Below are 13,240 nucleotides of genomic sequence, written 5' to 3'. Positions count from 1 at the left end.
CATCGACCGGGGACAATGCAACTGGCCGGGAGGTATTGAACCTCGTGAAATGTGGCCGTAACATGATGGACGTCTCTGTTAACGCTAACAAGAATCGGCGTCCAGCTATCGTCCCACCTCTGATCGTAGTCACCGGCGGGCGCCACCGACAAGGAGGCTCGATGAACCGCATCACCCGAGGTCGACGCTGGGGGAGCGTGCTGGCGGCCGGAGTGCTCGTCGCCGGTGCTCTGGTCGGCCTCCGCGCCCCGGCGGCGCAGGCACTGGACAACGGGGTGGCGCGCACTCCCCCCATGGGTTGGAATTCGTGGAACTCGTTCGGCTGCAACATCAACGAGGCGCTGATCCGGCAGACGGCGGACGCGATCGTCAGCAGCGGTATGCGGGACCTGGGCTACAACTACGTCGTCGTCGACGACTGCTGGTTCAACCCCAACCGGGACAGCTCCGGCAACATCCAGGGCGACCCCACCCGTTTCCCCAGCGGGATGAAGGCGCTCGGCGACTACCTGCACGCCCGGGACCTGAAGTTCGGCATCTATCAGGTGCCGGTCGACAAGACCTGCGCGCAGTACTTCAACTCCTACCCCGGCGCCACCGGCAGCCGCGGCCACGAGGTGCAGGACGCCCGCCAGTTCGCCGCCTGGGGCGTCGACTTCCTCAAGTACGACTGGTGCTCGCCGGAGGGCAGCATCAACGACCAGGTGGCCACCTTCGCCAAGATGCGTGACGCGCTGGCCGCCACCGGCCGGCCGATCGTCTACAGCATCAACCCGAACAGCATCCACGCCAAGACCGGCCCGCAGCGCAACTGGGGCGACGTGGCCAACATGTGGCGTACCACCGAGGACATCACCAACGCCTGGGACACCGGTCAGACCAACGGCTACCCGATGGGCATCCAGAACATCATCAACGTGACGGTTCCGTTGGCGTCCTACGCGCGGCCGGGTGGGTTCAACGACCCGGACATGATGGAGGTCGGTCGCGGCGGCATGAACGACACGGAGATGCGCAGCCACTTCGCCATGTGGGCGATCATGGCGTCTCCGCTGATCGCCGGCAACGACGTCCGGAACATGAACGCCGCGACGCAGACCATCCTCAAGAACGCCAACCTGATCGCGATCAACCAGGACTCGCTCGGGTTGCAGGGGACGCAGGTGTCGTTCGACGGCACCCGCCGGGTGCTGGCCAAGCGGCTCGCCAACGGTGACGTCGCCGTCGCCCTGCTCAACCAGGGTGGCTCGACGACGACGATCTCGACCACGGCCGCCGCCGTCGGCAAGTCCGGGAGCTCGTTCACCCTGGTCGAGGCGTGGTCCGGTGCCACCACCTCCTCCAGCGGGGCCATCAGCGCCAGCGTTCCGGCGCACGGCACGGTGGTGTACCGGGTCAGCGGTGGGGGGACGACTCCTCCGACGACGACCCCGCCGCCGACGAGCCCGCCGCCGGGCACGTCGAGCGCGCTCGCCAGTGCCGCCTCCGGCCGCTGCCTGGACGTTCCGAACAGCAACACCGCCAACGGCACCCAGCCGGTGATCTGGGACTGCAACGGCGCCGCCAACCAGCGCTGGACCGTCAACGGTCAGACCCTGCAGTCGCTCGGCAAGTGCCTGGACGCGCCCACGGGCGCCGCGGCCGGCGCCAAGGCGCAGATCTGGGACTGCAACGGCGGAGCCAACCAGCGGTGGACCATCAACGCCAACGGCACGATCAGCGGCGCCCAGTCCGGGCTCTGCCTCGACGTCAACGGCAACGGCACCGCCAACGGCACCACGGTGATCCTCTGGAACTGCACCGGGGCGGCCAACCAGCGGTGGACGCAGCGATAGCCGACCGGGTCCGTCGACCGACCAGGTCGCGGCAGCCCACCTGATCCGACCGCACTCCAGGTGCCCGCGGACGACACCCGTCGTCCGCGGGCACCGTCGCGTCCGCCGGCCGTCTGGACGGTGGCTCGGTGCGGTCGACGGGCCCTGCCTGACGGCCGTCCGCTCCGGTGCCGGTCACCGCCGTGCGCCCAGGTCGGGGCCCCTCCGGGCGCTGGCCTCGCCGCCGGGGACGCCTCCGTTACGAGACCGTGACACCGGTATTTCGGATCTGGTGTTGACGTGTCGTATGTGAGCGCTAACACTACCCCGAAAGGTGACAGTTTTGGCCCCGGCACTCGACGGGGGAGTCCAGAGAGGAGAGGCCCGTGGGCAGGAGATTCCTGGTTGCTCTCGGCGGCGCGATGCTGACGCTGAGTATGGCGGCGTGCAGTGGCGGGGGTGCCGGCAGTGGTGACGACAAGAGCGACGCCAAGCCTGGCGACCTGACCATCGGTGTGTCGATGCCGACCCAGACCTCGGAGCGGTGGATCGCCGACGGCAACGCGGTGAAGTCCAAGCTTGAGGCGAAGGGCTACAAGGTCGACCTCCAGTACGCTGGCGACGACATCCCCACCCAGTCGCAGCAGGTCGACCAGATGATTACCCAGGGTGCTGACGTCCTGGTCATCGCGGCGATCGACGGCACGGCGCTCAGCAGCCAGCTGCAGGCCGCCGCGTCCGCGAAGATTCCGGTCATCTCCTACGACCGGCTGATCCGCGGCAGCAAGGACGTCGACTTCTACGTCAGCTTCGACAACTACAAGGTCGGCGTCGCCCAGGGCACCGCGCTGCTCGTCGGGCTCGGCCTGCTCAACAAGGACGGCTCGAAGGGCACCGCCAAGGGGCCGCTGAACGTCGAGCTCTTCGCGGGGTCGCTGGACGACAACAACACGCAGTTCTTCTTCAGCGGGGCGATGGACACGCTCAAGCCGTTCGTCGATGACGGCACGCTTGTCGTCAAGTCCAAGCAGACCACGCCCGAGCAGGTCGCCACCCTGCGGTGGCAGCAGGAGACCGCGCAGAAGCGCATGGAGAACCTGCTCACCTCCAGCTACAACGACGGCTCGAAGGTCGACGGTGTGCTGTCGCCGTACGACGGCATCTCCCGGGGCATCATCACCGCCCTGCAGAACGCCGGCTACGGCACCGGGGCGAAGAAGCTCCCGGTGGTGACCGGCCAGGACGCCGAGATCGCCTCGATCAAGCTGATCAACGACGGCGTGCAGAGCTCCACGGTCTTCAAGGACACCCGCCTGCTGGCCGACCAGGCCGTGAACGCCGCCGAGGCGTTCCTGCAGAAGAAGGAGCCGCAGGCCAACGACACCAAGACGTACAACAACGGTGTCAAGGTCGTCCCGTCGTACCTGCTCCCGATCGTCACGGTCTACAAGGACGACATCAAGACCGCGCTGATCGACTCCGGCTACTGGACGGCGGAAGAGGTCGCCGCCGGTCAGGCCAAGAAGTAAGCCAATCGTCGGGCCCGGCGGTCGCCGCCGGGCCCGACGTCTGGGCGTACCCGTCCAGACCTGACGGAGGACAGTGACCATGGACGACACCATCCTCGAGATGCGTCGCATCACGAAGACCTTCCCCGGCGTGACCGCGCTGGAGGACGTCACCCTCGCAGTACGCCGTGGTGAGATCCACGCCATCTGCGGTGAGAACGGCGCCGGCAAGTCCACCCTGATGAAGGTGCTGTCCGGCGTCTACCCGTCCGGCTCGTACGACGGCGAGATCTTCTTCGACGGCAAGCCGATGCAGTTCCGTGGCATCCGCGACAGCGAGGCCAACGGCATCGTCATCATCCACCAGGAGCTTGCCCTGGTGCCGTACCTGTCGATCGCGGAGAACATCTTCCTCGGCAGCGAGCGGCGCAACCGCCTCGGGCTCATCGACTGGAACCTGGCCAACGCCGACGCCGCCAAGCTGCTGGCGTCGGTCGGGCTGCACGAGAACCCGGTCACCCCGGTCATCCAGCTCGGCGTCGGCAAGCAGCAGTTGGTGGAGATCGCCAAGGCGCTGTCGAAGAAGGTGCGCCTGCTGATCCTGGACGAGCCGACCGCCGCTCTCAACGACATCGACTCGGCACACCTGCTCGACCTGTTGCGGGCCCTGAAGGACCAGGGCATCACCTGCATCATGATCTCGCACAAGCTCAACGAGATCACCGCCATCGCCGACTCGACCACGGTCATCCGGGACGGGCGCGCGGTGGAGACTCTCGACATGCGCTCCGACGAGGTGACCCAGCAGCGGATCATCCGGGGCATGGTCGGGCGCGACCTGGACAGCTTCTACCCCGACCGCGAGTCGTCCCCCGGCGAGGAGGTCCTCCGGATCGAGGACTGGACGGTGCGGCACCCGGTGCAGGACCGGATGGTCGTCGAGGACGTGGCCCTGTCCGTCCGCGCCGGCGAGGTCGTCGGCATCGCGGGCCTGATGGGCGCGGGGCGCACCGAACTGGCGATGAGCGTGTTCGGTCGGTCGTACGGCCGCGACATCCGGGGCCGACTCTTCGTGCGCGGTCGGGAGGTGCAGGCGCGTACCGTCGCCGAGGCGATCGACAACGGCATCGCCTACGTCACCGAAGACCGCAAGAGGTACGGTCTGAACCTCATCGACGACGTCCGCCGCAACGTGTCCGCCGCCGCCCTGGACCGGCTGTCCCGCATGGGCTGGGTGAACGGCAACGAGGAGATCAAGGTTGCCGAGGCGAGCCGGCGGGAGATGAACATCAGGACGCCGAGCGTCATGGCGGTCGTCGGCAAGCTCTCCGGCGGCAACCAGCAGAAGGTCGTCCTGTCGAAGTGGCTGTTCACCGACCCGGATGTGCTGATCCTGGACGAACCGACCCGGGGGATCGACGTCGGTGCCAAGTTCGAGATCTACACGATCATCAACCGGCTGGTGGCCGCCGGCAAGGCGGTGATCGTCATCTCCTCGGAGCTGCCGGAGTTGCTCGGGATGTGCGACCGCATCTACACCCTCGCCGCCGGCCGGATCACCGGTGAGATGCCGGTGGCCGAGGCAACTCAGGAGAGCCTCATGGAGCTGATGACCAAGGACAAGGAGCTCGTCGCGTGACCAGCATCAAGACCCCTCCGACGGAGAGCCCGGCGACTCCGGACGGCACACCCGCCGCCGCTCTGCACAGCGGGACGAACGACCTGCGGGCGCTGGTGTTGAACAACCTGCGGCAGAGCGGGATCTACGTCGCCCTGGTCGTCATCGTCGCGTTCTTCGCGATCCTGACCGACGGGGTGCTGCTGAGCCCCGGCAACATCACCAACATCGTTCTTCAGTACTCGTACATTCTGGTGCTCGCGATCGGGATGGTCATCCTGATCATCGGCGGGCACATCGACCTGTCGGTCGGATCGGTCGTCGCGCTGACCGGAGCGGTCTCCGCCGTTCTGGTGATCCAGCAGGGCTATCCCTGGTGGGTCGGCGTCGTCGCCGCGATCGCCGTCGGCGTCGCGGTCGGCGCGTGGCACGGCTTCTGGGTGGCGTACGCCGGCATTCCAGCCTTCATCGTCACCCTGGCCGGCATGCTGCTGTTCCGGGGTCTGACCCTGCGGGTGCTCGACAACATCTCGCTGTCGCCGTTCCCGGCCGAGTACCAGAAGGTCGCGGCGGGCTTCCTCAACGGTCTGCTCGGCGGGCAGGGTTTCGACGCCTTCACGCTGCTGATCGGCGCGGTGGCCGTGGCCGGGTACGCGGTGAGTGGTTTCCGCACCCGCGTGGCGCGCATCCGCTACCAGCAGCCCGTCGAGTCGTTCCCGCTGTTCGTCGCGCGGGTCGTGCTGGTCGGCGCGGTCATCATGTACTTCGCCTGGCAGTTGGCACACGCTCGCGGCCTGCCGATCGTGCTGATCATCCTGGCGGTGCTGGTGCTGGTCTACGGCCTGCTCACCCGGCGGACCGTCTTCGGTCGCCAGGTCTACGCGATCGGCGGCAACCTGTCGGCGGCGGCGCTGTCCGGGGTGAAGGTCCGCACCGTCAACTTCTGGATGTTCGTCAACATGGGCTTCCTGGCCGCGGTGGCCGGTGTCATCTACTCCTCGCGGTCGAATGGTGCCCAGCCCGCAGCCGGCAACATGTTCGAGCTGGACGCGATCGCCGCGGCCTTCATCGGCGGCGCGGCGGTCACCGGTGGGGTGGGCACCGTGGTCGGCGCCATGGTCGGCGGTCTGATCATGGCGGTGATGAGCAACGGCATGCAGCTGATGGGCATCGACCAGTCGACCCAGTCGGTGGTGAAGGGCCTCGTCCTGCTCGTCGCGGTCGCCTTCGACGTCTACAACAAGCGCCGGGCCGGCACGGCTCGCTGACGTAGCGACAGCACGACCGTGGCCCCTGCCCCCTTGCGGGCGGGGGCCACGCGTCACAGGTGGTTGTCGGGGTACCAGGCCCGCCTCGGCGCCCGGCACGCTGGTCGAGCGCGAGACGATCCCGCCGCGACGCGAACGGCACGGCGGGATCCACGCGGTCAGTGGCAGGTGGTGGTGCCGCTGTCGTTGTAGGTTTGGCCGGCTACCGGTACGAACTGCCAGTTGTAGCTGTTGGAGTGCAGGGTGAACTTCAGGACGCCCCAGGCCGAGCTGTTGCGGGCCTCGCTGTTGGGCTGGATGGTGCCGAAGCCGTAGTGGCTGGCGCCGCCCATGCCGGCGACGAAGCTGCGCAGGCCCCGGCTGGAGTCGGCGCCACCGGACGGGTTCATCGGTGCGAAGCGCTCGTACACGTGGTTGTGCCCCCACACCACGACGTCGGCGTTGTAGTCGTAGAGCGCCTGGTACAGCGGGCGCGTCGACGTCGACGGCGCGTGGTTGGAGCTGGACGTGAACAGCGGGTGGTGCCAGTAGGCGAGCGTGCACGGCTTGCCGCTGGCGGCCAGGTCCGCGCGCAGCCACTGCTCCTGGGTCGAACCCGCCGACATGCTGATGTTCGAGTTCAGCGACACGATGTGCCAGTTGCCGAGGTCGAACGAGTAGTAGCCGCGGCCGCTCGGGCCGGCGGACGTACCGAAGTAGTTGTAGTAGCCGGTCGCGCCCGGCGTGTTGTAGTCGTGGTTGCCCGGCGACGGGCGGGTGCGGCTCTTGTGCCGGCCCCAGGTGGGCTCGTAGTAGCTGCTGAACTGCGACGCGGTGCCACTGTCGTAGACGTTGTCGCCGGTGGTGAAGACCGTTCCCGGGATGCTGTCGAGCAGCGTCGCGGTGGCGCTGTCGCCGGAGCCGGAGTCGGCGATGTCGCCGGCACCGACGAACACCGGGTCCCCGGAATCCGGTGGCGTGGTGGTCCCGGTGGTGACCACCAGTTGCGGCGCGTCGGCACCACTCTCACGCGTGTCGTAGTAGGCGCCGTCGCCGCTGGCGGAGGTCGCACCGAAGCTGTACGTCCCGTTGCCGGTGACGGCGGCCGTGACGTCGACCTCGTACCAGGTGTTGCCGCTGACCGCGCCGATGGTGCCGAGCGTGGCCCCGTCGATGGCCGGCTGGTTGTTCCAGGTGGTGCCGGTCTCCGACCACGTCGTGTTGGACATCCGGCGGAACGTGCCGCCGGCGTCGCTGCCGTCGTTGCCGCTGATCGTGCGCAGGCGCAGCTTGGCACTCGTCACCGTGCCGCTGACACCGCTCACGGTGAAGCGCAGGAACGAGCGCCGCACGGGCGAGTTGTCGACAACGACCTGCGTGGACGTGCCGTAGTTGGTGGACGCCGCGTCGTTCTGGACGTAGGTGTCGGCGACCGGCGTGAACGTCACGCTCGCCGCCGACGCCGCGTCGGCACCGGTCACCACGACGGCGGCGGTGGCCGCGACGAGCACCGCGACCGCCCCGATCGTGATCGACGGACGGGGGAATCGAATGTCCATCCAGGACTCCTTCGCTGCGGGTGTGAAGCGCAAGGAATGTAGGAGCGTCGATCGGCTGGTGGGCGACGGGCGGATGAACACCGCGTCCGGGCAGGCGAACACCTCGATGTTCGCGAGGCGTTCATCCGCGCCTCGCCTCGCTGCCGCGCACGGTCCGTTGTGCCCGCTCCGATGAGTACGGACGATGGCTGACCGGCAGTTGTCGATCCGAGGAGCTGCTCGTGTACCTGTCGACCGTCTCCCGACCGGCCGCCGACCCGCCCGACGCCGACCCGCCCGAGTCGGGGCCACGGCGTCGACGGCTCGCCCTGGTCAGCGGCAACGTCGTCGCACTCGGCGCGGTCAGCCTGATCACCGATGTCTCCGCCGAGATGGTGGCCGCCGTCCTGCCGCTCTACCTGGTACTGGGCCTCCAGCTCAGCCCGGTGGCCTTCGGTGTGCTCGACGGCGTCCACACCGGCGCCACCGCACTGCTGCGGGTCGTCGGTGGGTTCGCCGCCGACCGGTTCCGGCGGCGCAAGCTGATCGCCGGCATCGGCTACACCCTCTCGGCGGTCGCGAAACTCGGCCTGCTGCTCGCCGGCCGGTCCATACCGGCGATCGGCGCGGTCATCGCCGTCGACCGGCTCGGCAAGGGTGTGCGCAGCGCCCCGCGCGACGCGCTGATCACGCTCTCCACGCCGCCCGAGGCGCTGGGCCGGGCGTTCGGGGTGCACCGGGCGATGGACAGCGTCGGCGCGTTCCTCGGGCCGCTCGCCGCGTTCGCCGTCCTGCTCGTCGTCGGGCAGTCGTACGACGCGGTCTTCGTCACCAGCTTCTGCGTCGCCGCCCTGGCCGTCGTCGTCCTGGTGCTCTTCGTCCGGGAGCGTCCCACCGACCAGACGACGGACGGCCCGACCGTCTCCGTACGCGAGGCGTTCGGTCTGCTGCGCGCAGGGCCCGCCCGTCGGCTCGTGCTGGCCGCGGCGCTGCTCGGGCTGGCCACCATCGGCGACGGTTTCGTCTACCTGCTCCTGCAACGCCGCGAGGACCTCGGACTGCGCTGGTTTCCCCTGCTCGCGGTGGGCACCAGTCTGGCCTACCTGCTGCTCGCCGCCCCGCTCGGCGTACTCGCCGACCGGATCGGCCGGCTACCGGTGGTGCTCGGCGGCTACACCGCCCTCGGTGCGACGTACCTGCTGCTGGCCGGTCCGGTCGACGGCGGGCCGCTGATCGCGCTGACGCTTCTGCTGTACGGCGGGTTCTACGCCGCCACCGACGGGGTGCTCATCGCGCTCGCCGGCCCGATACTGCCGGCACGGCTGCGGACCACCGGGATCGCGCTGGTGCAGACCGGGCAGGCCCTCGCATACCTCGTCTCCTCCGTCCTGTTCGGTCTGGCCTGGCAGGCGTGGGGGCCGCAGGCCGCGATCCGGGCGGCGGCCGTGGCCGTCGCCGGCGTACTGGTCGGCACGCTGCTCCTGCTGACCGCCCCGTCCCGTCTCGTCACCCGGAGGGTGTCCCGATGACCGTGTTGTCGACCCGAGCGAAACTCGGCGTGGTGGTCGCCTCGGCCGTGCTGCTGGGCAGTGTGGCGGCCGGCTACGTGGCCGTGGCCGCGGAACCCGCCCGGACACCGCCAGCCGTCGGCGGCGACCAGGCGGTCACCCTGGCACCCGGCCCCCGCCTGCTGGCCATCACCGACCGGCACCTGTCCACCGTCGCCACGGCCGACCCCACCGGGCCGCGCACCGTCTCCGCCCTGGAATGCCTGCGGGTGTACGCCGCCGCGGGCACCGGCGTCTGTCTGAAACCGGAGACCGCCTGGTCGTACCAGGTCGTCGTGCTCGACGCGGCGCTGCGGCAGACCCGGGCGGTCGGCGTACCGGGTCTGCCGAACCGGGCCCGCGTCTCGGCCTCCGGCCGGATGGTCTCCTGGACGACGTTCGTCGGCGGCGACTCCTACACGGCCAGCGGCTTCTCCACCCGCACCGGGATCCTCGACACCACCACCGGCGCCACGGTGACCTCGCTGGAGGAGTTCGCGATCACCCGGGACGGGCGGAGCTACCGCAGCCCGGACGTCAACTACTGGGGCGTCACCTTCACCGCCGACGACAACCGCTTCTACGCCACCATGTCCACCGCGGGCAGGCGCTACCTCGTTCGGGGTGACGTCGCCGCCCGTACGGTCGAGACGCTGAAGGAGAACGTCGAGTGCCCGTCGCTGTCACCCGACGGCACCCGGATCGCCTTCAAGGAGGCGGTCGACGCCGACCCGGCGAAGGGCTGGCGTCTGTCGGTCCTGGAGCTGGCGACCATGCGGGTCACGGCGACGGCCGAGAGCCGCAGCGTCGACGACCAGGCCGCCTGGTTGGACGGCGGGACGCTCGCCTACACGATTCGCCAGGACGACGGCCTGCCCGACGTCTGGAGTGTCCCGGCTGACGGGTCCGGTGCGCCGAAGCTGACCATTCCGGGCGCGGAGTCTCCGGCACCGCTGGGCTGACGGCGACTGCCGGGCGGCCAGGACACCTGACCGCCGTGGTGCGGACAGCCTTCCGTCATGTGGGATTCCGCGCCGCACCCATCGCCGTTCATCGACGTTCTCAAGGCTGTTGACCATGACAAGGCTGAGCCGTCGCATCTTCGTCCTCGGTGGACTCGTGGTAGCCGGCGTCGCGGTGACACCCCGCCAGGGTGCCCGCGCCGCGGTGCCGTACCCCTTCAAACTCGGTGTGGCGTCCGGTGACCCGGCGCCGGACAGCGTGGTCCTGTGGACCCGGCTGGCACCGTCGCCCCTCAACGCCGACGGACAGGGCGGCATGGCCAACGCGGACGTGCCAGTGGAGTGGCAGGTGTCCACCACCGACCGGTTCACCTCGCTCGTCGCCTCCGGCTCGGTGACCGCCCGCTACGCCGACGCGCACTCCGTGCACGCGATCGCCGGCGGGCTCGCCGCCGACTCCGACTACTACTACCGATTCCGGGCCCAGGGTCAAATCTCCCCGGTCGGGCGGACCCGGACCGCCCCGGCGCCCGGCACCTTCGGCCGTGACCTGGTGATGGCCTTCGCCTCCTGCGCCCACTACGAGGCCGGCTACTACACGGCGTACCGGCGGATGGCCGAGGAGAACCCCGGACTGATCCTGCACCTCGGCGACTACATCTACGAGGGTGGCGTCAACACCTCCGCGGTCCGGCAGCACATCGGCGCCGAGATCGTGTCGCTTGCCGACTACCGCCGCCGGTACGCGCTCTACAAGTCCGACCCGGACCTCCAGGCGGCGCACGCGGCGGCACCCTGGCTGGTGGTGCCGGACGACCACGAGGTGGAGAACAACTACGCCACCATGGTCCGCGCCGACAGCAGCCCGACGCTGACCGCCGCGCAGTGGACCGCTCGGCGCACGGCCGCGTACCGGGCGTACTACGAGAACATGCCGCTGCGGCCAACCTCCGCCGCCAGCGGCAACAGCATCCCGCTGTACCGGCGGGTGCGGTGGGGACAGCTCGCCACCTTCCACATGCTCGACACCCGGCAGTTCCGCGACGACCAGGCCTGCGGGGACGGCTGGAAGGTCTGCGCGGACGCCGACCTGGCCTCCCGGTCCCTGACCGGGGCGAACCAGGAGGCGTGGCTGCTCGACGGACTGGCCCAGCGCTACGGCACCTGGGACATCCTCGGCCAGCAGGTCTTCTTCGCCCAACAGCTCGACGCGAACGGGGCGGCGAGCATGGACGCGTGGGACGGCTACCGGGCCTCCCGCAGCCGGATCCAGACCGGCTGGCAGCAGCGCGGAGTGCGCAACCCGCTGGTGCTCACCGGCGACGTGCACCGGTCGTGGGCCAACGACCTCAAGGCCGACTACGCCAACCCCGCCTCGGCCACCATCGGCACCGAACTGGTCTGCACCTCGATCAGCTCGACCGGCAACGGCACCGGCAGCACCACCATCCCGAACGCGGCGACCAACCCGCACCTGAAGTTCTACTCGGACCGGCGTGGCTACGTGCGTACCACGATCAGTCGCAGCCAGGTCCGCGCGGACTTCCGCGCGGTGAACACGGTGACCGAGCACGGCGCCGCGGCGTCCACGGTGCGCTCGTTCGTCATCCTCGACGGCCAGCCCGGCCTGCAGGCCGGGTAAAGGAGAACCACCATGACCGCAATCACGTCACTGCTCGCCGCGTCCCTGCTGGTCGGAAACCTGGCACCGGCCCCGATCGCCGTCACCGCCGAGGCGGTCACCTGGACCACCGCGAACAGCGTGGCCACCGGCGACCAGGACCTGCCCGGCATCGCCATGAACCGCAACGGCCAGGTCGCCGTGGTGTGGGAGGACGACCGGGACAGCGCCGCGCCCGAGGACGACACCCACAGCGAGATCTACCTGCGCCTGTTCCGCGACGGCACGCCCGCCTACGAGCTGAAGCTCTCCGGCGGCGGCACCAGCGGGGCCGCCTGGCGGCACATCAGCCCGGACGTGGGGCTCGACGACCGGGGTAACGCCGTGGTGGTCTGGGCGGCCGACGGCGACGGCAACGGCGTCTACAACATCCAGTACCGGGTGGTGTCGCCCAGCGGCGCGGTGCTCGGCTCGGGGCAGGCCAACGCCAGTGACGCCGGGCAGCAGATCTGGCCGAAGGTGGCCCTCGACCCGGATGGCGCGCCGACCACCGCCGGGGTCGGCTTCACCGTGGTCTGGGAGGACGTCCAGGGGACCGCCCCGGCCACCGTGAAGGCCGCCGGCTACACCGCGGCCACCACCAAGGGGTACGAGGTGACCGCCTCGCAGACGACGGGCACGCACCACCGCCCCGACGTGGCGGTGTCCGCCGCCGGTGAGGCACTTGTGGTCTGGGACGAGGACGCCGACGCGAACGGGTCGTACAACATCGGGTTGACCCGCCTGGCCCGGTCCAACGGCGCCGTGGTGCTGTCGCGGCGGACCGCCAACGCGCAGAGTGGCGGGCAGCAGCAGCGCGCCTCGGTCGCGGCGAACGTCGCCGGGGACTTCACCGTCGGGTGGGAATCCGACCACACCGGCACCCGAGGTGTCTGGGCGCGGTCGTTCACCTCCGCCGGTACCGCCCGGCACGACGAGGTCCAGGTCTCCACCGGTGCCGGTGCCGGCACTCCCGGCGTCGGCATCGACGACCAGGACAACGTGGTGGTGGGCTGGACGGTGTCGGGCAGCAACCCGGACGTCTGGGCGCGGGGCCTCAACCCGGACGGCACGTCCACCGGCCGCCTGGCGGCCCAGGCGCTGAGCCAGACCACGACCGGCCGGCAGGAGCAGGTGGCCGTCGCCGCGTCGCCGTGGGGCGAGGTGAGCGTCTGCTACACCGACGACAACGACGGCAACGCCTTCGACCAGGTGCTCCTCGGGTTGGGCGCGACGAACTCGACCTGGCTGATGTCCGCCGACGAGCTGCGCCGGCTGAAGGCACGGGGCACCCCGGCGGCGGGCTGAGGCGGGCAGCCACGGCCGGCGTGATCCACTCGGGTTCG

9 protein-coding genes are annotated in these 13,240 nt (G+C 69.8%); 8 read left to right on the top strand and 1 reads right to left on the bottom strand.

The annotated features are described in order from the left end of the window. The first annotated feature begins 161 nt into the window (after positions 1-161). The 4 genes from AB0B14_RS19465 to mmsB all read left to right on the top strand — a co-directional run bounded on the left by AB0B14_RS19465 (position 162) and on the right by mmsB (position 6,208). The gene (locus tag AB0B14_RS19465) at positions 162-1,835 is read left to right on the top strand and encodes an alpha-galactosidase (protein WP_357065304.1); all 1,674 of its coding nucleotides are present in this window, start codon (positions 162-164) and stop codon (positions 1,833-1,835) included. A 365-nt stretch (positions 1,836-2,200) separates the two neighbouring features. Then, on the top strand, positions 2,201-3,343 hold the full coding sequence (gene chvE / locus AB0B14_RS19460; protein ID WP_357065306.1) for a multiple monosaccharide ABC transporter substrate-binding protein: 1,143 nt from the start codon (positions 2,201-2,203) through the stop codon (positions 3,341-3,343). 79 nt (positions 3,344-3,422) lie between these two features. After that, positions 3,423-4,961, top strand: coding sequence for a multiple monosaccharide ABC transporter ATP-binding protein (gene mmsA, locus AB0B14_RS19455; protein WP_357065308.1), 1,539 nt, complete (start codon positions 3,423-3,425; stop codon positions 4,959-4,961). Next, the gene (gene mmsB / locus AB0B14_RS19450) at positions 4,958-6,208 is read left to right on the top strand and encodes a multiple monosaccharide ABC transporter permease (protein WP_357065310.1); all 1,251 of its coding nucleotides are present in this window, start codon (positions 4,958-4,960) and stop codon (positions 6,206-6,208) included. The genes mmsA and mmsB overlap by 4 nt, the downstream gene beginning before the upstream one ends. 158 nt (positions 6,209-6,366) lie before the next feature. Here the strand turns inward: mmsB and AB0B14_RS19445 are convergent, their stop codons facing one another. Next, positions 6,367-7,746 carry a DNRLRE domain-containing protein gene (locus AB0B14_RS19445; protein ID WP_357523376.1) on the bottom strand — a complete coding sequence of 460 codons (1,380 nt, stop codon included), beginning with the start codon at positions 7,744-7,746 and terminating at the stop codon, positions 6,367-6,369. A 221-nt stretch (positions 7,747-7,967) separates the two neighbouring features. On the opposite strand from AB0B14_RS19445, the gene AB0B14_RS19440 reads away from it, so the two are divergent. From AB0B14_RS19440 to AB0B14_RS19425, 4 genes are all read left to right on the top strand, one after another. Further along, entirely contained in the window at positions 7,968-9,254 is a 1,287-nt protein-coding gene (locus tag AB0B14_RS19440; RefSeq protein WP_357523374.1) for an MFS transporter, read from the top strand. Further along, entirely contained in the window at positions 9,251-10,234 is a 984-nt protein-coding gene (locus AB0B14_RS19435; RefSeq protein ID WP_357523372.1) for a hypothetical protein, read from the top strand. The genes AB0B14_RS19440 and AB0B14_RS19435 overlap by 4 nt, the downstream gene beginning before the upstream one ends. Before the next feature lie 115 nt (positions 10,235-10,349). Then, positions 10,350-11,876 (top strand): alkaline phosphatase D family protein, encoded by a 1,527-nt coding sequence (locus AB0B14_RS19430; RefSeq protein ID WP_357523370.1) that lies wholly within the window; start codon positions 10,350-10,352, stop codon positions 11,874-11,876. A gap of 12 nt (positions 11,877-11,888) precedes the next feature. Then, positions 11,889-13,202 carry a hypothetical protein gene (locus AB0B14_RS19425; protein ID WP_357523368.1) on the top strand — a complete coding sequence of 438 codons (1,314 nt, stop codon included), beginning with the start codon at positions 11,889-11,891 and terminating at the stop codon, positions 13,200-13,202. The last annotated feature ends 38 nt before the right edge of the window (positions 13,203-13,240 follow it).

It is taken from the genome of Micromonospora sp. NPDC049171 (genome assembly GCF_040648275.1).
GTDB lineage: Bacteria > Actinomycetota > Actinomycetes > Mycobacteriales > Micromonosporaceae > Micromonospora.
Note: the sequence above shows the minus strand (reverse complement) of the source record. Positions and strands in the feature narration are given on the sequence as shown.

Coding starts and splice junctions, on each gene's coding strand:
- AB0B14_RS19465 (WP_357065304.1), top strand. CDS start 162: ATGAACCGCATCACCCGAGGTCGACGCTGGGGGAGCGTGCTGGCGGCC.
- mmsA (WP_357065308.1), top strand. CDS start 3,423: ATGGACGACACCATCCTCGAGATGCGTCGCATCACGAAGACCTTCCCC.
- AB0B14_RS19445 (WP_357523376.1), bottom strand. CDS start 7,746: ATGGACATTCGATTCCCCCGTCCGTCGATCACGATCGGGGCGGTCGCG.
- AB0B14_RS19435 (WP_357523372.1), top strand. CDS start 9,251: ATGACCGTGTTGTCGACCCGAGCGAAACTCGGCGTGGTGGTCGCCTCG.
- AB0B14_RS19430 (WP_357523370.1), top strand. CDS start 10,350: ATGACAAGGCTGAGCCGTCGCATCTTCGTCCTCGGTGGACTCGTGGTA.
- AB0B14_RS19425 (WP_357523368.1), top strand. CDS start 11,889: ATGACCGCAATCACGTCACTGCTCGCCGCGTCCCTGCTGGTCGGAAAC.